The following is an 18,489-nucleotide window of genomic DNA, read 5'->3' as shown; positions in this document are numbered from 1 at the left end:
AGGGCGTTACGCCGTGGTGTCGCCCGCGGCTTCGGGCTGATAGACGATCTCTTCGATCGTGGCGGCGTGCTCGGTCTGGTTGGGCGCGGTCCAGGTGATGCGCTGGCCCTGGCGCGAGCCGATCAGGCTCAGTCCCAGTGGCGACAGCACGGACACCTGGCCCTGCGCCAGGTTGGCGTCGGCCGGGTAGCACAGGGTGACGATCATTTCGTCGCCGTTGGCGGTCAGCAGGCGCATGCGCGAGCGCATCGTGACGATGTCCGGCGTGACGTCTTCCAGGGTGATGATCGGCGCGGAATCCAGGATCTCCTGCGTCGCGTCGATCGCATCGCGCGACAGCGCCGCGGCGCTGGCGGGGCGGGTGATCATGCCCAGCAGGCGGGCGTGGTCCAGGGCGGTGATCAGTTTGTCTTGCGGCAAGGCGTTCATGTCGATTCTTCTTAGACGTATGGCCCCAACGGCAGACACTTTTCAGGCTTGCTCGGGTGGGGCGATGGAGGTAGTGACAGCGCTATCGGGAAAAGAAGGTCAAGCAGCGCCGCAACGAAGCGTATCGATTGAAGCCGGTCTCAAGGGGTACGCCGCCGTCGCGATGGACGGCGGATAAGCACCCTGACCCGGGGGAGCGCCCACGCGGGCGGGTTCAAGCGTCGTTGCGACGCAGGTTGTCGCGCGGTTGGCGCCCAATCTGCTGTCGGCAACAGCCAAGTATATAGGCCATTGGCAGGTCAGGGTGGGCAAGCGTCCAGAGGCGGGCGGACCGGTCCGCCCGTGGAACGCATTTCTCTTGCCGGAATCAGCCCTTGATGAAGGCCAGCAGATCCGGATTGATGACCTCGCCGTGCGTTGTCAGCATGCCGTGCGGAAAGCCCGCATACACCTTCAGCGTGCCATTCTTCAGCAGTTTGACCGATAGCCGCGAGGAGTCGTCGATGGGCACGATCTGGTCGTCGTCGCCGTGCATGACCAGCGTGGGGACGGTGATGGCCTTCAGGTCTTCGGTCTGGTCGGTTTCGGAAAAGGCCTTGATGCCCTCGTAATGCGCCTTGGCCGAGCCGATCATGCCTTGCCGCCACCAGTTATTGATGACGCCTTGCGAGACTTGGGCGCCCGGGCGATTGAACCCATAAAAGGGGCCGGACGCCACGTCAGTGAAAAACTGAGCGCGATTGGCGGCAAGGGCTGAGCGGAAACCGTCGAACACCTCGATCGGCGTGCCGCCCGGGTTGGCATCGGTCTTGACCATCAAGGGGGGCACGGCGCTGACCAGCACAGCCCGCGCGACCCGGCCCTGCGGCTGGCCGAACTTGGCGACATAGCGCGCGACTTCGCCGCCGCCGGTCGAATGACCGATATGGACGGCGTTGCGCAGATCGAGGTGCTCGGCCACCGCCGACGCGTCGGCGGCGTAGTGGTCCATGTCGTGGCCGTCGCTGACCTGGCTGGAACGGCCGTGGCCGCGGCGGTCATGTGCAATGACACGAAAGCCCTTGGCGACGAAGTACAGCATCTGGGCGTCCCAGTCATCGCTCGACAAGGGCCAGCCATGATGGAACATGATGGGCTGGGCCGTCTTGGGGCCCCAGTCCTTGAAGTAGATCTGCACGCCGTCGGGGGTAGTGATGGTGCTCATGGTCAGTGACTCCGGGAAGAAGCAGGGGGAAGGGGAACCGCAGGGGATGGCCGGGCCCTGGCGCCAGCCATCCTGCAGCGTAGCCCGCATGGCGATCCGGAGCTTGTACGTTATCAAGCAAATTTGGATGAAATCAACCTTGGCGAGGCATTACACCCGGCTGGCGGCCGCCATCCGCCGGACCTGGGCGAGGACGTCCGCCAGCAGCGTGGCCGGGGCAACATCCCTCACGCCGCCGATGGTTGTACCGACGCCTGTCCGGGACTAAGCTGCAAGCTTGGCTATCGAAAGCGGCGCTCGTGGATCCGCCAGTCAGCAACACCGGACCCGCTCGCCGCAAGGAGAGCAGCATGCGGCATGCAGTGGATCTGTCGGGGCGCGTGGCGGTCGTCACCGGGGCCAATTCTGGAATCGGGCGCGGTATTGCCCTGGAATTGGCGGCGGCGGGCGCGCGGGTGGTCGTGAACCATCGTCCCAATGAAGACTCCGCGCGGCGCGGCGCAGAGGTCGTGCAGGACATCGCGCGCGCAGGCGGGCTGGCCGTCACCGCGGCAGCCGATATCAACCGTGAGGACGACGTCGAGCATCTGTTCCGCGTGGCCGAGGATCATTTCCAGGGCGTCGACATACTGGTGAACAACGCCGGTATCGAACAGCCGGCCGCCATTCAGGACATGACGCTGGCCCAATGGCAAAAGGTGATCGACACCAACCTGACGGGCCAGTTCCTGTGCGCCCGTGCCGCGGTTCGAGCCTTCCTGAACCGCACGCCCCAGCCGCCCGCCGGTACCGCGGCGGGCAAGATCATTTTCATCAGTTCGGTCCACGAAGTCATTCCTTGGGCGTTCCAGTCCAACTATGCGGCGTCCAAAGGCGGCGTGTCGCTGCTGATGCAGTCGCTGGCGCAAGAGTTGGCGCCGATGAAGATCCGCGTCAATTCCGTGGCCCCCGGGGCGATACGCACGCCCATCAACGCGCCGGCCTGGAACACGCCGGAAAGCCTGGCGTCGCTGCTCAAGCTGATCCCGTATGGCCGCATCGGCGAGCCGGAAGACGTGGCGCGTGCCGTGGCCTGGCTGGCCAGTGACGATTCCGACTACGTGACGGGGTCGACCTTGTTCGTGGACGGCGGCATGACCCTGTATGCCGCTTTTCGCGGCGCGGGTTGAGCCGATGTCCAAGCCCCTTGAAGACTATGGTTTGATCGGCAACATGTTGTCGGCCGCGCTGGTGGCGCGCGACGGTTCCATCGATTGGCTCTGCCTGCCGCATTTCGATTCGCCGGCATGCTTTGCGGCCTTGCTGGGCGACGACAGCCATGGCCGCTGGCTGCTGGCGCCCACCTCCCCGGAGGCGATCACTACGCGCCGCTACCTGCCGGACACGGCGGTGCTGGAGACGCGTCATGAAACGCCGGGCGGCGTGGTGCGCGTCTACGACTTCATGCCGCTCAGCGATGATGAAGAGCGGGTGGATGTCGTGCGTATCGTGCAGGGCGAGTCGGGCCGCGTGGACATGGGGATGGAACTGACGCTGCGCTTTAACTACGGGCAGGCCGTTCCCTGGGTGCGCCGGCGCGATTACGGCCTGAGCGCCATTGCCGGGCCGGATGCCGTCGAACTGCATACGGCCGTGCCGCTCACCGGCCGCGACATGAAGAGCGTGGCCGAGTTCACCGTGCGGCAGGACGAGACCGTACCCTTCACCCTGTCGTATCACCGTTCGCACAAGACGCCGCATTTCGTGCCGGACCGACTGGAAAGCATGGACCGCACCATCGCGTGGTGGCGCGAATGGGCCAAGCGCTGTCATTGGGAAAATGGCCCGGGGCAACGGCGAGACGCCGTCGTGCGATCGCTGATCACTTTGAAACTGCTGACCTTTCAGCCTACCGGCGGCATCGTTGCGGCGCCCACGACATCGCTGCCCGAGCAATTGGGCGGCACCCGCAACTGGGATTACCGGCATTGCTGGCTGCGCGATTCCGCCCTGACCTTGTATGCGCTGTTGAATGCCGGCTATCGGGAAGAAGCCGAGGCCTGGCGGCAATGGCTGTTGCGGGCGGCGGCCGGCCATCCCAACCAGCTGCAGATCATGTATGGCATTTCCGGCGAGCGCTGGCTGCCCGAACACGACATCCCGTGGCTTCCCGGTTACGAGGGGAGTGCGCCCGTGCGGCTGGGCAACGCCGCGGCCGGGCAGATGCAGCTGGACGTGTATGGCGAACTGATCGAGACCCTGCATGCCGCGCGCGTTGCCGACCTGGCCCCGCTGGCCGAAGCATGGCGCATGCAGAAGGTGTTGCTCACGCCGCTTGAGGACCTGTGGCGCGAGCCCGACCATGGCATCTGGGAAGTGCGGGGGGCGCGTCGAGCATTCACGCACTCGCGGCTGATGTGCTGGGTAGCGCTGGACCGCAGCGTGAAATCCTGCGAGCGCTTCGGGCTGGAAGGTCCCGTGGACCGCTGGCGGGCGCTGGCTGACGAGATCCGCGCCGACATCTGCACGCATGGCTATGACGCCCAGCGCAATACGTTTGTGCAGTATTACGGCGGCACGGCGTTGGACGCCAGCCTGCTGCTGATCCCGCAAGTCGGCTTTCTGCCGGCGGACGACCCGCGCGTGACCGGCACCGTGCAAGCCATCGAAAACGAACTGCTGCGCGATGGCCTGCTGCTGCGCTACTCGACGCAGCACAGCGACGATGGTCTGCCGGGAGACGAAGGCGTGTTTCTGGCGTGCAGCTTTTGGCTCGCCGACGCCTACATCATGCAAGGCCGGCTGGACGATGCGCACCGCCTGTTCGGCCGCCTGCTGTCGTTACGCAACGACCTTGGGCTGCTGGCCGAAGAATACGACGTGGCGCGCAAGCGGCTGGTGGGCAACTTTCCCCAGGGCTTTTCGCACATCGGGTTGGTCAATACCGCCTACAACCTCAGCGCCGCTGGCGGCACGGCACACCAGCGTTCGTCCCGGGACGCGCCGCAGGAATAAGCCCGCGCATCCGCCGCGCGTTCCCATCCGGCTTGGCGCCGGCATGCCGCGGCGCAGGGCCGTCTCAGGCCATGAGCTGGTACGCCAGGGCAAGCGTCAGCAAGAGAATCGTGCCCAGTATCCACAGCATTGCCGCCAAGGCGATCGCGAGCGGAACCCGAATTCGGTGAGGGGCTTGCACGGCGTGGATCACCGGAACCGGCAGGCCGTCCGGCGGCGGGGACAGGATGCCGTCATTGGCCGCATCGGGTGGGTCCGCATATTGGCCCATAGAACTTTGCGGCCCCACGCGGACGATGATCATGATGTTGCCAGCCGGGGTGGATGTTAAGGCAGGTTGGGGGGAATTCATGGCGATCACCGCTGTTGGGCAAGTGAAGCGTTGGTGGGGGACCGAAGTCACCCCGGTCCGTGTGCATGTCCGGCTGGCATGCATGCTTAAGGCGCCTTCTTCACGCTCTGTTCCAGCGACTTGGCCATTTGAAGATGTTGCTCAAGTGTGGGAAGCGTTTCGGTGGCAAATTGCTTGATCTCGGGATCCTTTGCCTGGTTCGACGCTTCCTGGAAGAGCTTGACGGCGTCCTCGTGGGCCGAAACGCCGATGCTCTCGGCATATGCCTTGTCAAAGCCGTCGTCGCGCAGGCCCAGGGTCTTCAACTTTGCCTGTTGCATCAGGGAGGGTTCGGTCGGGGCGTCATAGCCCTTCTTCTTGGCCAGGGCGGCCAACTGCTGACCCGCCTTGCCATGGTCGTCAATCATCTTCTGCGCAAATGTCTTGACCTCAGCGCTACGGGCTTTCTCAAGGGCCAACTTGCTGCCTTCGACTTCCATATGCCCGGCCTGCGCGGCATTTTCCAGAAAATCGCGATCTTTACTGTCCAGTTTTGACTCCGCAGCCATCGGCGGGGTAGCCGTCTGGGCCATGGTGATATGCCCGCCTCCCAGTGCCGCAACGGCAAGCAGGGTGGCGGTGAGATGACGAGTATTCATGAATGTCTCCGGAAGCGAAGCATGGTGCTCGCGAGGCGAGTGGGGGGGAGGTCGTCCGGAGACCTCAGCAAGTGGCGTGCCCGGGGATGCCGCGCTCCCGAAAAGGCCTCGGTACTTCTTACTGTGCTTGTAAGGAATGCCCGGCCGCCCGGTTCCCGGGCTGGCTTGCGCGGGGGCGTTGCTGCGCCGCGGCGGGTGGCACAACGCTTGCTGCGTGAATGTCGAGTTCCCGCGCGGAGAAACTGCGCAAAGGGGAAACATCGTTACTCTCAGGAGGCTCGACATGAACCATGACCAACGATATCCGTGGCGTGATGAGGACGACTTCAACCGGGATCCCGGCAGCGGCAACACCCGCGATCCCTACCGCCAGGCCCAGCAGCCCGGGCGGTCCGGCGGGCAGGCGCCGCGGGATTCCGTCAACGACGTGCGGCGCCAGCAGCATGCGGGGGCGGGGGACCAGGAGCCGTGGCGCGATCCGGCACCTTCGTTCGGCTACCAGGGCGAAGGCACGAGCCGCGCGCCTGGCGCCCGTGAAACCCGGGGCGGCGTGCGCAGCCGCAGCGCGGACCCCGGCCAAAGCAGCTATGGCGGCTTCCGGAACCAGGACCCGTCATACCAGCGTGAGCAGGTGTATGGATCGCGCAGCCCATCCTACAGCGGCCCCACTTCCTATGGTGACGAGGAAGGCGGCTATTACGGCGACCGCCCGCAATGGGCGGACGAACCGGAAGCGTCTTTCGAGACCGCGGAGCGCGGTGGCTACAACCGCGGGCCGACCGCCTGGCGCGACCGCGGTTCGCGGCGGACGGATCCCAAAGGCTATACGCGCTCGGACGAACGCGTGCGGGAAAACGTGTGCGAGCACCTGGCGCACAGCGGCCTGGACGTCAGCGACGTGTCGGTAGCCGTGGCGGATGGCTGCGTGACGCTGGAGGGAACCGTGCAAGACCGCCGCACCAAGCATCGTATTGAAGACTGCACGGACGCATGCGCCGGCGTGCAGGACGTCGACAACCGGATCCGGGTTGCCGGCGTGGGGGGAAAGGAGCCGGCGGCGACATGACGCAACAGGAAATTTCGCCCGCCACGCGCGCACCCGCTATCGCAACGAACAGGAAAGAAACCATGAAAACCAAACCCAGCAAACCCGATCCGACTGCCGACGATACTCCCCGCGAATCGCAAGCGAGTCACGGCGACACGCAAAATCGCACAAAGAAGGAAGGCCACGTTTCGCAGATCGGGACGGGGCAGGATCAGCAGAGCCAGCGAAACCGTGGTGGGGGGGCGCGCAGCAAACCCTGAATCGCGGCGGTCAGGCCAGATGGCACGGGCCTGGCCGCCTCCGGCGCAGACGGGCAGAGGCGCCGATCGCAGGGCAGCGCTACAAGCCCAGCGTCAGGAGCATCAGGAAGGTGCCGAACAGGATGAAGTGCGTCATGCCCTCGATGGCATTGGTTTGACCATCGTTCAGGTTGATGGCGGCCACCAGCAGCGTGGCCAGCATCATCAGCGTCTGCAACGGCGTCATGGCCAGGTCGATGCGTTGCCCGGAGAACAGCGCCATGGCCTCCATGGCGGGCACGGTGAGGATGACGGTGGACAGCGAGGCCCCCAGGGCGATGTTGACTACCGACTGCATGCGATTGGCCAATGCGGCGCGCAGCGCGGTCAGCATTTCCGGCGCGGCGGAAATGCCAGCCACGATCAGTGCGATCAGTCCGATGGGCACATCGATGCCTTGAACGCTGCGCTCCAGCGAATGCGACATCAGTTCGGCCAGAAAGCCCACGGCGATGATGCCGCACGCCATCATGGCGGCCGAGTATCTCCAGCCGGGGGAACCCGAGGCCGGCGTGTTGGTGCGCGTTTTCTTGTCGGGATAGCTGTAGCTGAAAAAGTAGCTGTGCGGCCCGGTTTGCATGCGAAGGAATACGCTGTAGAGCAACAGCATCGCCACGATGGTGAAGGCGCTATAGGCCTGCCAGTCGGCCTGGGGAACGAATTCGGGAATGATCATGGACACCGTGACGGCCGTCAGGATCATCACGCTGTAAGTGCGCGCGGAGTCATCGTTGTAGGCCTGTTCGCCGTGCTTGAACCCCCCGATGAGCGCGGCGACACCCAGGATGCCGTTGATGTCGAGCATGACGGCCGAGTAGATGCTGTCCCGCACCAGAGTGGGCGAACCCGTCTTGGTCGAGACGATGGCCAGCACGATCACTTCCACCAGGACCGCCGACAGCGTCAGGATCATGCTGCCGTAGGGATCGCCCAATTTCTGGGCGATGCGTTCGGCGTGGCGCGCCACGTTGAGCGACGCGGCCAGGATCGCCGCGATAAGAAGGGCCGTCTCCAACACGCTGGCAAGTCGGCCGAAGTCGGCTAAGCGGCTGTCGACAGCATATCCCGCCACGGCGGCCGTGCAGGCTAGAAGCAGGAATTTCTCAGACTGCAGAATGGATTTCATCTGGACTCGGCAGGCAGGAACTCCAGCGAGCCTAGCACGCAGGGAACCCGGGCGGGAAGGCGCGGCTTATAGGAAATTTGCCGAAAACAGCCTCCCGTGCCTCAGTCTTGCCGCGCCTGGGGGCCGGCTTGTCCTGTTGCCGCGGATCCGGAGCCCGTTTGCTGAAGGGCGCGGACGACCTTCTCGGACCCATAGTCCCGCTCGGCGGCGAGGCGGCTCACCTTGCCCGCCAGGAGGTCTTGGCGGATATCGGCCAGCGCGCGCTCGGCTGGCGCGCCATAGCCGCCACCGCCGGGCGTCTCCAGGCGCACCGATACGCCCGCCGGCAACGGGTGGCCCGAAATTTTGCTGGGCAGGCGCTGCTCGTCGGGGCGTCCGGGGTTCTGGATCAGTCGTGAGGTCCCGCCGGTCAGGCCGCCATCCAGACCGGCTGCGCCGAACAGGGCCGCGTCGCAACGGATGGTGCAGGCCAGCTGGTCGTGCAACGACCGGATCTGGCGCGCGATGCCCATGCCGCCGCGGTACTTGCCCGCGCCGCCGGTGTCGTTCACCAGGGCGTATTCGTCGACCAGCAGGGGGTACTCGATTTCCAGAGCCTCGGCGGGCAGGTTGGAGGTATTGGTGACGTTGACCTGGATGCCGTCCATGCCGTCGCCGCGCGCGCGCCCGCCCGCGCCGCCGCCCAGGGTTTCAAGATAGACGAAGGTGCCCTTGCCGTCGCGCAGGGGGCCGGAGAACAGCATGGAAGGCATGACGTCGTTGGATGAGGCCATGCCGCGTCCGGGCGGCAGCAACTGGCCCAGGGCGCCGATCACGGTGCCGGCCACGCGCTGCGCGGTGGTCACGCGCGCGCCCACTGCGGCGGGAAATACCGGATTGGTGATCGTGCCTTCGGGCGCGCTGATGGTGATGGGCTGGAACAGCCCGTTGTTGGGCATCAGCTCGGGGTCGAGCATCGCCTTGACGGCGAAGTACACGCTGGCGTTGAGCGCGCTGGCCGGCAGGTTGAAGGCGCCGCGCGCCTGCTTGCCGGTGCCGGTGAAGTCCACGTGCAGCTGGCCGTCGCGCGCCTGCACGTTGGCCTGTATCACCACCGGCTCGCCGCCCATGCCGTCATCATCCATGCGTTCGGTGAACGACACGCTGCCCGAGGGCAGCTGGGCGATGCGGTTGCGCAGCCGCCGCTCGGTATAGCGCAGGATGCCGTCGATGGCCGACAGCACCGTGTCCAGGCCGGATTGCCGCAGCAGCTCCAGCATCAAGCGAGCGCCCTTGTCGTTGGTGGCGATCTGGGCGCGGATATCGTGCATGCGGTTGTCGGGTTCGCGCGTGTTGTGCGCGATCATCTCCAGCAGGTCCAGGTCCAGCTCGCCTTGCCGCACGATACGCATGGCCGGCAGGCGGATGCCCTCTTCCCACACGGTCTTCAGGTGATGCGAGGTCGAGCCGGGCACGGCGCCGCCCACGTCAGTGTGGTGGCCGATGTTGGCGGAAAAAAAGCGCAGCACGCCGTCGTAGAAGATGGGTGAAACGACGGTGATGTCCGGTGCGTGGGTGCCGCCGGCCAGATAGGCGTCATTGCACAGGAACGCATCGCCCGGGCGGATGCCGGCCGCGCCATAGCGGCGCAGCACGGCATCGATGCCGCCCGACAACGAGCCCAGGTGCACCGGCACGTGGGCGGCCTGGGCCACCAGGCGGCCCGCGGCGTCGAACAGCGCCACGGAGCAGTCCTTGCGTTCCTTGATGTTGCTGGAGAAAGACGAACGGATCAACGTGTTGCCCATTTCTTCGGTGATGGACAGCAGGCGGTTGCTGAAGACCTCCATTTCGATGGGGTCGAAGGCGTCGGACTCGGCGGCGGCGATGGGTGCGGTGGTCATGTCGATTTGCCTTAGGGGTTGAGGTTGACGACGAGGTTCCCGTAGTCGTCGGCGCGCGCTTGCTGGCCGGGCAGGATCACGGTGGTCGAACTCATTTCCTCGATGACGGCGGGGCCGTCGATGGGCGTGCCCACCGGGAGCAGGGCACGGCGGTAGACGGGCGTGTCGGCCCAACCGGTCTTCTCGAAGTAGACAGCGCGACGCTCCTTGATCGCGGCGTCCAGACTGGTGCCCCCAGCCACGTGGGCAATCGGTGCGCGCGGCACCATGCCCACCGCGCGCACGCGGCAATTGACGATCTCGACCGCGCGGCCGGCGGCGTCGTAACCATATTCGCGGATGTGCGCCGCGCTGAAGGCCGCCACGAAGTCGGCCCGTGGGATCAGGCGCATGCCGTCCAGCGGCACGGGGATCTCGAAATTCTGGCCTTGGTAGCGCGCGTCGATGACGGCCGACAGGCGCTGGGCGGCGTCGCCCACGCCTTCGCCGGCCAACCATGCGCGCGCTTTGCCGCCCAGCGCGTCGAGCGCCGCTTGCACCGCCTGCCAGCCTGGTTCGCTGGCGTCGGCCATCAGCGTCTGGACAAAGTCCATGGAGATGTCCGACAGCAGAATGCCGCGCGCGCACATGGTGCCGGGTTCTTGCGGGATCAGCAGGGTGCCGACGCCGCAGTCGCGCGCCAGTTCGGCCGCGTGCAGGCCCCCCGCGCCGCCGAAGGCGCACAGCGCGAACTTCCGTATGTCGTGGCCACGTTCGGTTGATACCGCGCGCACGGCCCGCGCCATGTTCGAGTTCGCGATCCGCAGGATGCCGTAGGCCGCCTCTTCGAGGCTGATGCCCAGCGGGCCGGCCACCTGTTCGGCCAGGGCGGCGCGCGCGCGCTCGGCATGCACGGCCATGCGGCCTTCAAGCAGGGCCACGGGATTCAGGCGGCCCAGCACGACGTGCGCATCCGTCAGGGTGACCGCCGTGCCGCCCCGGTTGTAGGCGATCGGGCCGGGCACGGCGCCGGCGCTTTGCGGGCCTACCTTCAGCGCGCCGGCGTCGTCGATGCGCGCGATACTGCCGCCGCCGGCACCGATGACGTGTACGTCGACCATCAGGGTCTTGACCGGATAGTCCGCCACCAGGCGGCTGGAGGTGAACAGCGGCTGCAGTTCGGCCACCAGCGAGACGTCGGTGCTGGTGCCGCCCACGTCGAAGGTGATCAGGTTGTGAAAGCCCGCCGCCCGCCCAAGCTCGGCTGCACCGATCACGCCAGCGGCGGGCCCGGACACGCACGTCCGCACTGGGGCGGTCAGCACTGACTCCACCGACATCAGGCCGCCGTTGGAATGCACTGTGGTGGGAGCTACCCCCACGCCCATGCGCCGCACCGAGCCGACCAGGTTGCGCATGTAGGAGGCCATGCGCGGGCCAACATAGGCGTTCAGGGCCGTTGTCGACATGCGCTCGTATTCGCGGAATTCCGGCAGTATTTCGCTGGACACGCTGAGATAAACGCCAGGCAGATATTCCGCCAGGATGTCGCGTGCGCGGCGTTCGTGGGCGTCGTTGCGGTAGCTGTGCATGAAGCAGATGGCCACCGATTCCACCTGCGCTTCGGCCAGTTGACGCGCGACAGAGACCACCTCATCCTCGTCCAGCGCTTGCAGCACGCTGCCGTCGGCGGCCATGCGCTCGCCGATTTCGAAGCGCCACTCGCGCGGCGCCAGCGGAGCTGGCTTGATGACGTTGTAGTCGTACAGGTGAGGGCGAGTCTGCCGTCCGATCTCCAGCACGTCGCGAAAGCCACGCGTGGTGACCAGCGCACAGCGCGAGCCGCGCCGTTCGATCACCATATTGGTGGCGACCGTCGTGCCATGGCCCACGTGCGCCAGCTCGTCGCCGGCGATCCCATGTTCGCGCATCAGGTGCGCCAGGCCACTCTGGATGGCTTCGGACGGGTCGTGCGGCGTCGAGGGCACCTTGAAGTAGGACAGCTCGCCGCTATGTTCGGCCAGCAGGGTGAAATCAGTGAAGGTGCCGCCGACGTCGAAGCCGACACGGAAACGGCGCTCGCCGGGGAGGGGTGCGGGGTGAGTCAACGCGGGTCTCCAGGATGCCGGCGCATGCGAGCGCCGAAGCTAGGGTGACCCGAATCTTATCGACGGAGAATCATTCGATCTAATCAAAGATTTGCATTGATCGTCATCATCTGCGTGAATGATGTGGCGATCAATAGGCGTGCGACTCGGCCCCCTGCACCGGGTCGAACATCATGCCCTGCGCCTTGCATACCTTGAGGATTTCCTCGCGTAGCCAGCGATGCGCGGGCAGGTTGTCCGAACGCTCGTGCCAGATCAGGTTGACCGTGCGCGGAATCAGCGGAAAGGGCGGCTCGATGGCTTCAAGTTGATGGCTGTGCGGGCTGTTGCGTACGGCATTGACCGGCACGATGCAGATCAGGTCGGTCTCGGCCAGCAGGCGTGGGGCCAGCGCGAACTGGTTGATCGTCAGCACGGCATTGCGCTTGTAGCCGTGGGCGGCGAGTTCGTGGTCGATCAGGGCGGCAGTGCCCAGCAGGCTGACAACCAGATGCCGGGCGCGCAGGAAGTCATCCAGCGTAAAGCGCGGCAAGGACAGCAGCGGATGGCCCTTGCGCATCGCGCATACGTAGGTCAGGGTCTCCAGGGGCAGGGTGCGCAGCGACGAGCCGAAGTTCGAATACACGCCTGCCGCCATGTCGACTTCGCCCTTGTCGAGCAGCGCGGCAGTGTTGTCCAGCGAATAGGGATGCAGGTGGATGCGGATGTTCGGCGCCACCGACTGCTGTTCGACGAACAGCGGCCGGATCACCTGGTCGGCTACGTAATCGGACATGGCCAGGCGGAACACCGCTTCCGAGCGGGCGGGGTCGAATTCGTTGCGCTCCAGGGTTGCTGCGATGCGGGCAAGCGCGTCGCGGATGGGAGGCCACAGCAATTCGGCGCGCTGGGTGGGCAGTACCCCGCCTTGCACCTTGATGAACAGCGGGTCCTTCAATGTCAGGCGCAGGCGGTTGATGGCGTTGCTGACCGCCGGCTGCGTCATGTGCAACGTGAATGCCGCGCGCGTGACGTTGCGCTCGGTCATGACGGCGTCGAAGATGCGAAGCAGGTTCAGGTCGATGGCGTCAAGCACGGTATCCCCGTATTGTTATCAACAATGTTGATGATGTTCTATTTTAATTGTTGATTGGTCATATAACACCAGACCGCTTAACCTTGCCCGGGTTCCTGCGCAGTTCTCACGCAACTTGGGTAATCAATCGATGATAAAGAACCTGAAGTTTCTGGCTGCTGCCTGTTTTGCGGCCTTGGCTGCCTCGCAAGCGGCGGCCGCGGACAACTACCCCAGCAAGCCGATCACGATCATCCTGCCCTACGCTACGGGTGGGTCCGCCGACATGCTGGCGCGTTTCGCGGCCCAGGCGGTGCAGAGCGAACTGGGGCAACCCGTCATCGTCGAGGCCAAGCCCGGCGCCGGCGGGGTGCTGGGCACCGAGCACGTCGCGCGGGCAGAGCCCGACGGCTACACCTTGGCACTGACGGCCAGCGGTACGATGGCGGTCAACCCCTACGTCTACAAGTTGCGATACAAGCCGCTGGAAGACTTCAAGCAAATTACGGTGCTGGTGGATCTGCCTTTCGTGGTGGTGACGAACAATGAGTTCCCCGCCAAGACGCTGCAGGAGTTCATCGATTACGGCCGCAAGAATCCCAACAAGATCACGTTCGGCAATGCCGGACTGGGTACCCAGCAGCACCTGACACAGCTCATGTTCGCCCGCGCCGCCGGCATCCAGATCAATATCGTGCCCTACAAGGGGAGCAGTCCCGCGATGAACGATCTGCTGGGCGGCCATATCGACGCCGTGCTGGACAATACCGGCGTGCAGACCCCTTTCATCAAGGCGGGAAAGGTGCGGCCGCTGTTCGTCACCAACCCCGAGCGCGTGGCGGCGTTGCCGGATGTGCCGACTGGCCCCCAGGCAGGCATGCCGGGCTTTTCGGCGGTGGCCTGGTTTGGTCTGGCGGCGCCCAAGGGCACGCCGGACGCCATTGTGGACAAGATTCAGCAGGCTATTGCAAAAGAATTCGCCAAGCCCGAAATGCAGCAGCGCTTGCTGGACTTGGCGATGATCCCACGCGCGTCCAGCCCGGCTGACACGACTGCCCGCGTCAAGACGGACCTTGACGCATTCGGCAAGATCGCTAAAGAGGTGGACCTGAAGCCGCTATGAATCGTGGCGGGCGACGCGTCTGCGATGGCGGATTTGACGGCCTCACTTCGGTGGGGCCTTTCTTTTGGTCGCTGACCGGGCGCAATTATTCTTGTGGACGGTGGCAGACCGCCTCCACGTTATGGCCGTCCGGGCCGAATACGAAAGCGGCGTAATAGTGGGGATGGTAATGCGGACGAAGTCCGGGGGCGCCGTTATCCCGGCCGCCCGCAGCCAGGGCAGCCTGATGGAAGGCGTCCACTTCCTGCCGTGTCGTTGCCGCAATGGCGATATGCAAAGGGGCCGGCACCGACGAGGCCGCATACAGCCAAAGAGAGGGTTTGCCGTTTTTTCCCAGCCCGACGCTGTCGGGGCCTTCCATGGCAAGGCTTACACCCAGCGGGCCCAGCGCCTGCAGGAAGAATTCGCGGCTTTGGTCCATGTCGCTGACGCCGAAACCGATGTGATCGAACATGCGTGATCTCCGTTTGGCGGTGGCCTGCCGCCTGTCAATGGGATTGTGGGTCTGGGATTGTGGGTCGCTGGCACCGGATCAGTGTAGTGCCGACCGGCTGGGCGTAAGAGTCGTGACGCTTGTTCGGTTTGCTGTCTACAATCCGGCGGTGCAGGTGTCTGGCTGATTCCCACCGACAATCGATGCGCAGGAATGGAAAATGGTGACGCAAAGGCGCGTCCTTCGCGTTCGTTGACGATCGACCCTGATCGATACCTACGGTTCTTACGGCTACTTTGCATTTTCCATCTTCTGCTTCGCGTCCACTGGACTGGCTGAACTTTTTCGTCGCCGATGTGCGTGACGGTCTCGGCCCCTATCTGGCCATCTACTTGCTCGCGGTGCATCATTGGCGGCCCGACAGCATCGGGCTGGTGATGACGATATCCGGACTTGCGGCGCTGGTCGCGCAGACGCCGGCAGGCGCTCTCGTGGACCGGACGTCGAACAAGCGCGCACTGTTGATCGCGGCCGCCGTGCTCGTGACCGGGGCCTGCATGGCCCTCCTGGCCAATGCGAGTTTTGCCTGGGTCACGATCACGCAAGCCCTGGCAGGCGCCGCGTCGTCGGTGTTCGCCCCTGCAATCGCCGGCATCACCTTGGGGCTGACCGCCGCCCATGCGTTCACCCGGCGTATTGCGCGCAACGAATCCTATAACCACGCTGGCAACGCCTTCGCCGCCTTGCTGGCAGGCGGCCTGGCCTACCTCTGGGGGCCCGTGGCTGTTTTTTACTTGATGGCAGCGATGGCGCTGGCCAGCCTGGCCGCCGCGTCGTACCTTCCGGCGCATATCGATTTGGCCCGTGCGCGTGGCCTGGACGACGGCACCGCGGGGGCGGCCAACGCGCAACCCATTCCCCTGCGCCAGTTGCTGAGTGACCGATCGCTCTTGCTTCTTGCCCTGAGCTGCGGGCTGTTCCACCTGGCCAATGCTGCTATGTTGCCGCTTGTCGGGCAGAAGCTGGCGCTGGCGAACCCGGCGCTTGCCACGCCTTTGACGGCGGCTTGCATCGTGGCGGCGCAGTTCGTCATGATTCCCGCGGCGATGGCGGTGGGGCGCTATGCCGACCGCCTGGGACGCAAGAAATTGCTGCTGATCGGATTCGCCATCCTGCCCTTGCGCGGCGTGCTATATACCTTTTCCGACGACACGGCCTGGCTGGTGGCGGTGCAACTGCTGGACGGCGTGGGCGCGGGGATTTTCGGGGCCGTTCTGCCCTTGATGGTGCTGGATCTGACGCAAGGCACGGGCCGGTTCAACGCCAGCTTGGGCGCGGTCACCACCGTGTTCGGCGTCGGCGCGTCGCTAAGCAACGGCGTCGCCGGCGTGATCGTCCAGCATGCGGGATACAGCGCGGCGTTTCTGGTCCTGGCCGGGATTGCGGCGCTGGCCTGCGCGACCCTGCTGATCTTGCCTGAGACGCGCGCGTCAGGCGTATTGCCCGCCGCGGCTCCCTCCTCGTCTTCTTGATTTCACCCTGGAAAGCATGTCGTTACCCAATTTCTTGATCTGGTTGATTGCCGCGGCAACCACCATGGCGATTCTTCTGCGTCCTTTTCGACTGCCGGAATATGTGTGGGCGTGTTCGGGCGCGGTGGCGCTGGTGGCGTTGGGATTACTCACCCCCGCCCAAGCCGGCCACGCGATCCTGGAAGGAACCGACGTCTATCTTTTCCTGGTCGGCATGATGCTGGTGGCAGAGGTGGCCCGGCAGGCGGGCCTGTTCGACTGGCTGGCGGTGGCGGCCGCCGATCATGCGGCGGGCTCGGCGCGGCGTCTGTTCGATCTGGTGTTCCTGGTGGGCACGGTGGTCACCGTGTTGCTGTCCAACGACGCAACGGCGGTCGTGTTGACGCCCGCCGTCTATGCGGTGACCCGAGTGGTGGGCGCGCCGCCCTTGCCCTACTTGTACGTGTGCGCATTCATCGCCAACGCGGCCAGTTTTGTGTTGCCGATATCGAATCCAGCGAACCTGGTCGTGTTCGGCGACCGCATGCCGGCCCTGGCGCCGTGGCTGTTGCACTTCGCATTGCCGTCCGTGCTGGCGATCGGTTCCACCTACGTCACGCTGCGATGGGTGTTCCGCGACGACTTGCGGCAGCCGCTGAAGCCGTCGCCGCCGCTGCCCCCCATGACGCCCGCCCTGCGGTGCGCGGCACTGGGGGTGGCGGGCACCGCCTGCACCTTGCTGATCACGTCGGCCCTGGGCTTGCGCCTGGGGTTGCCGACGCTGGCCGCCGGCAGTGCGTCGGCGCTGTTGGTGCTGGCCGTGACGCGGTCCAGCCCGTGGCGCCTGGTCAAAGGCGTCGCCTGGGGGGTTCTGCCCTTGGTGGCGGGATTGTTCGTCCTGGTCGAGGGGATGGCGGCCAGCGGCGTGCTGCAAGCCCTGGCCCAAATGATGCGCGGCTTGTCCGATACCGCCGTGCTCTGGACCAGCGGGATCGGCGCGGCGCTGTCGGGCAACATCATCAACAACCTGCCGGCGGGGCTGATGGCAGGATCGTTAGCCCGCATGGCCGACCTGTCCGGCTCGGGGACTGCCGCACTGCTCATCGGTATCGACCTGGGCCCCAACCTGTCGGTCAGCGGCTCGCTTGCCACCTTGCTTTGGCTGATGGCCGTGCGCCGGGAGGGGATGCATATCGGTGCGCTCAGCTTCTTGCGCCTGGGGCTTGTCGTCATGCCGCCGGCCTTGTTGCTGGCGCTGGCGGCGCTGCATCTTACGAGCTGATGCCGCGCGCGGAGGCCGGTTGTCCGTCGGGGACCAGCGCCTCCACCAACAATGCCAACGCGGGACTCTTCGGGGTGCCTTTGCGAAATACCAGCTCGTAAGGTTCACTGCGTGACTTGAGCGTCAACGCCAGGGTGCCCACCAAACCGTTGTGGCAGAAATAGTTGGCCAGGTCTTCCGACACCAGCGCCACCAGATCGGTGTTGCGGCTTAGCAGGGTAAGCGTCGCCAGCGCCGAGGTGGTCTCGATCAGGTGCAAGGGAAAGTTCAGCTCTGCTTCGTGGAATTCCCGCTCCAGCAACCGGCGCATCGGCATCTGGGCGCGATAGACCACCCAGCGGCTATCCTGCAATTCGCGCAAATCCACCGCGTCCGCGCCCATCGCGGAATGGCGCACGTTGGCGATCACCGCAAGGGATTCGGCTTTCACGAAAAGTGATTCATAGACGTCCGGATTGCGGCTGACGGAGGATCGGCAGATCGCCGCGTCCAGCCGGCCGCGATCAATCAGGCCCAGCAGCGTTTCGCTGGTGTCCTCCACGATCTCCACGGACATGCGCGGCTGCTGGCGCAGCAGGTGCGTCACCGCATCGGTCAACACCGGCACGGCGCCCATGATGGTGCCGATGGACAGGCGTCCGCCCGCGCCGCTGGCGATTGCATCCAGTTCGTGCCTCAGCTTGTTGATGTCTGCCTGGATCAAACGCGCAAAGCGCAATGCGCACAGTCCGGCCTCGGTAGGGATTAACCCGCGGTTGGTGCGCGCGAACAGCTCCACTTGCAGGGTCTGCTCAAGTTCGCGCAGGGCCTTGCTGGCGCCGGGTTGGGTCAGGCCGATTTTGTCGGCCGCCCCCAGCAGGGAGCCGCATTCCTCGATGGTGATGAGCAGCCTGAGCTGTTTTGCATGGAGGCGCGACATGACGGAATTCAGGCTGGGCGAGAGGTTTGTCATGAGCAAAAGTTATAGCTGTATGGAAACTCGTCAGTGTACCGAAATGGGCCCCATGCCTAGACTCGCACTTCTTA

Annotated in this window: 17 protein-coding genes; 7 read left to right on the top strand and 10 right to left on the bottom strand. The window is 65.2% G+C overall.

Going from position 1 to position 18,489, the window contains the following annotated elements; all coding sequences use genetic code 11:
* Positions 1–6 precede the first annotated feature (6 nt).
* On the bottom strand, positions 7–429 hold the full coding sequence (locus tag HG262_RS18875) for a GreA/GreB family elongation factor (RefSeq protein WP_169272474.1): 423 nt from the start codon (positions 427–429) through the stop codon (positions 7–9).
* Between the two features lie 367 nt (positions 430–796).
* Positions 797–1,633: an alpha/beta hydrolase gene (locus tag HG262_RS18870; RefSeq protein WP_169272473.1), complete on the bottom strand. Its 837-nt coding sequence runs from the start codon at positions 1,631–1,633 to the stop codon at positions 797–799.
* A 350-nt stretch (positions 1,634–1,983) separates the two neighbouring features.
* Here HG262_RS18870 and HG262_RS18865 point away from each other — a divergent pair, with 350 nt between their 5' ends.
* Together HG262_RS18865 and HG262_RS18860 are read left to right on the top strand one after the other, a co-directional pair.
* A complete protein-coding gene (locus HG262_RS18865) occupies positions 1,984–2,802 on the top strand; it encodes a glucose 1-dehydrogenase (RefSeq protein ID WP_169272472.1) in 819 nt (272 codons plus the stop codon).
* A 4-nt stretch (positions 2,803–2,806) separates the two neighbouring features.
* A complete protein-coding gene (locus HG262_RS18860) occupies positions 2,807–4,627 on the top strand; it encodes a glycoside hydrolase family 15 protein (RefSeq protein WP_169272471.1) in 1,821 nt (606 codons plus the stop codon).
* A gap of 64 nt (positions 4,628–4,691) precedes the next feature.
* On the opposite strand, the gene HG262_RS18855 is transcribed toward HG262_RS18860, so the two are convergent.
* Together HG262_RS18855 and HG262_RS18850 are read right to left on the bottom strand one after the other, a co-directional pair.
* Complete coding sequence (locus HG262_RS18855; protein WP_169272470.1) at positions 4,692–4,979, bottom strand: hypothetical protein; 288 nt, start codon at positions 4,977–4,979, stop codon at positions 4,692–4,694.
* Between the two features lie 86 nt (positions 4,980–5,065).
* Positions 5,066–5,617 carry a DUF4142 domain-containing protein gene (locus tag HG262_RS18850; protein WP_169272469.1) on the bottom strand — a complete coding sequence of 184 codons (552 nt, stop codon included), beginning with the start codon at positions 5,615–5,617 and terminating at the stop codon, positions 5,066–5,068.
* 283 nt (positions 5,618–5,900) lie between these two features.
* Here HG262_RS18850 and HG262_RS18845 point away from each other — a divergent pair, with 283 nt between their 5' ends.
* Together HG262_RS18845 and HG262_RS18840 are read left to right on the top strand one after the other, a co-directional pair.
* Positions 5,901–6,683 (top strand): BON domain-containing protein, encoded by a 783-nt coding sequence (locus tag HG262_RS18845; protein ID WP_169272468.1) that lies wholly within the window; start codon positions 5,901–5,903, stop codon positions 6,681–6,683.
* Positions 6,680–6,925 (top strand): hypothetical protein, encoded by a 246-nt coding sequence (locus HG262_RS18840; RefSeq protein ID WP_248293416.1) that lies wholly within the window; start codon positions 6,680–6,682, stop codon positions 6,923–6,925. Before HG262_RS18845 ends, HG262_RS18840 begins: the two co-directional genes overlap by 4 nt.
* 79 nt (positions 6,926–7,004) lie before the next feature.
* Here HG262_RS18840 and HG262_RS18835 read toward each other — a convergent pair whose 3' ends face one another.
* The 4 genes from HG262_RS18835 to HG262_RS18820 all read right to left on the bottom strand — a co-directional run bounded on the left by HG262_RS18835 (position 7,005) and on the right by HG262_RS18820 (position 13,135).
* Positions 7,005–8,090, bottom strand: a complete 1,086-nt coding sequence (locus tag HG262_RS18835) for a calcium:proton antiporter (protein WP_169272467.1) — start codon at positions 8,088–8,090, stop codon at positions 7,005–7,007.
* Between the two features lie 101 nt (positions 8,091–8,191).
* Positions 8,192–9,973, bottom strand: a complete 1,782-nt coding sequence (locus HG262_RS18830; protein WP_169272466.1) for a hydantoinase B/oxoprolinase family protein — start codon at positions 9,971–9,973, stop codon at positions 8,192–8,194.
* A gap of 11 nt (positions 9,974–9,984) precedes the next feature.
* Complete coding sequence (locus tag HG262_RS18825; protein WP_169272465.1) at positions 9,985–12,060, bottom strand: hydantoinase/oxoprolinase family protein; 2,076 nt, start codon at positions 12,058–12,060, stop codon at positions 9,985–9,987.
* Between the two features lie 130 nt (positions 12,061–12,190).
* Positions 12,191–13,135 carry a LysR family transcriptional regulator gene (locus HG262_RS18820; RefSeq protein WP_169272464.1) on the bottom strand — a complete coding sequence of 315 codons (945 nt, stop codon included), beginning with the start codon at positions 13,133–13,135 and terminating at the stop codon, positions 12,191–12,193.
* Positions 13,136–13,265: 130 nt separating this feature from the next.
* On the opposite strand from HG262_RS18820, the gene HG262_RS18815 reads away from it, so the two are divergent.
* The gene (locus tag HG262_RS18815) at positions 13,266–14,237 is read left to right on the top strand and encodes a tripartite tricarboxylate transporter substrate binding protein (RefSeq protein WP_169272463.1); all 972 of its coding nucleotides are present in this window, start codon (positions 13,266–13,268) and stop codon (positions 14,235–14,237) included.
* A gap of 85 nt (positions 14,238–14,322) precedes the next feature.
* Here the strand turns inward: HG262_RS18815 and HG262_RS18810 are convergent, their stop codons facing one another.
* A complete protein-coding gene (locus HG262_RS18810; RefSeq protein ID WP_169272462.1) occupies positions 14,323–14,691 on the bottom strand; it encodes a VOC family protein in 369 nt (122 codons plus the stop codon).
* Positions 14,692–14,966: 275 nt separating this feature from the next.
* On the opposite strand from HG262_RS18810, the gene HG262_RS18805 reads away from it, so the two are divergent.
* Both HG262_RS18805 and HG262_RS18800 read left to right on the top strand, forming a co-directional pair.
* Complete coding sequence (locus tag HG262_RS18805; protein ID WP_169272461.1) at positions 14,967–16,202, top strand: MFS transporter; 1,236 nt, start codon at positions 14,967–14,969, stop codon at positions 16,200–16,202.
* Positions 16,203–16,266: 64 nt separating this feature from the next.
* The gene (locus tag HG262_RS18800; protein WP_248293415.1) at positions 16,267–17,463 is read left to right on the top strand and encodes an SLC13 family permease; all 1,197 of its coding nucleotides are present in this window, start codon (positions 16,267–16,269) and stop codon (positions 17,461–17,463) included.
* Here HG262_RS18800 and HG262_RS18795 read toward each other — a convergent pair.
* A complete protein-coding gene (locus HG262_RS18795) occupies positions 17,453–18,415 on the bottom strand; it encodes a LysR family transcriptional regulator (protein WP_248293414.1) in 963 nt (320 codons plus the stop codon). The two genes, HG262_RS18800 and HG262_RS18795, sit on opposite strands and share 11 nt — an antisense overlap.
* Between the last annotated feature and the right edge of the window lie 74 nt (positions 18,416–18,489).

Origin of the sequence: Achromobacter sp. Bel, assembly GCF_012928505.1 — a bacterium.
GTDB lineage: Bacteria > Pseudomonadota > Gammaproteobacteria > Burkholderiales > Burkholderiaceae_B > Achromobacter.
Note: the sequence above shows the minus strand (reverse complement) of the source record. Positions and strands in the feature narration are given on the sequence as shown.

Coding starts and splice junctions, on each gene's coding strand:
- HG262_RS18795 (WP_248293414.1), bottom strand. CDS start 18,415: ATGACAAACCTCTCGCCCAGCCTGAATTCCGTCATGTCGCGCCTCCAT.
- HG262_RS18835 (WP_169272467.1), bottom strand. CDS start 8,090: ATGAAATCCATTCTGCAGTCTGAGAAATTCCTGCTTCTAGCCTGCACG.
- HG262_RS18865 (WP_169272472.1), top strand. CDS start 1,984: ATGCGGCATGCAGTGGATCTGTCGGGGCGCGTGGCGGTCGTCACCGGG.
- HG262_RS18850 (WP_169272469.1), bottom strand. CDS start 5,617: ATGAATACTCGTCATCTCACCGCCACCCTGCTTGCCGTTGCGGCACTG.
- HG262_RS18830 (WP_169272466.1), bottom strand. CDS start 9,973: ATGACCACCGCACCCATCGCCGCCGCCGAGTCCGACGCCTTCGACCCC.
- HG262_RS18855 (WP_169272470.1), bottom strand. CDS start 4,979: ATGAATTCCCCCCAACCTGCCTTAACATCCACCCCGGCTGGCAACATC.
- HG262_RS18870 (WP_169272473.1), bottom strand. CDS start 1,633: ATGAGCACCATCACTACCCCCGACGGCGTGCAGATCTACTTCAAGGAC.
- HG262_RS18810 (WP_169272462.1), bottom strand. CDS start 14,691: ATGTTCGATCACATCGGTTTCGGCGTCAGCGACATGGACCAAAGCCGC.
- HG262_RS18815 (WP_169272463.1), top strand. CDS start 13,266: ATGATAAAGAACCTGAAGTTTCTGGCTGCTGCCTGTTTTGCGGCCTTG.
- HG262_RS18840 (WP_248293416.1), top strand. CDS start 6,680: ATGACGCAACAGGAAATTTCGCCCGCCACGCGCGCACCCGCTATCGCA.
- HG262_RS18860 (WP_169272471.1), top strand. CDS start 2,807: ATGTCCAAGCCCCTTGAAGACTATGGTTTGATCGGCAACATGTTGTCG.
- HG262_RS18800 (WP_248293415.1), top strand. CDS start 16,267: ATGGCGATTCTTCTGCGTCCTTTTCGACTGCCGGAATATGTGTGGGCG.
- HG262_RS18845 (WP_169272468.1), top strand. CDS start 5,901: ATGAACCATGACCAACGATATCCGTGGCGTGATGAGGACGACTTCAAC.
- HG262_RS18875 (WP_169272474.1), bottom strand. CDS start 429: ATGAACGCCTTGCCGCAAGACAAACTGATCACCGCCCTGGACCACGCC.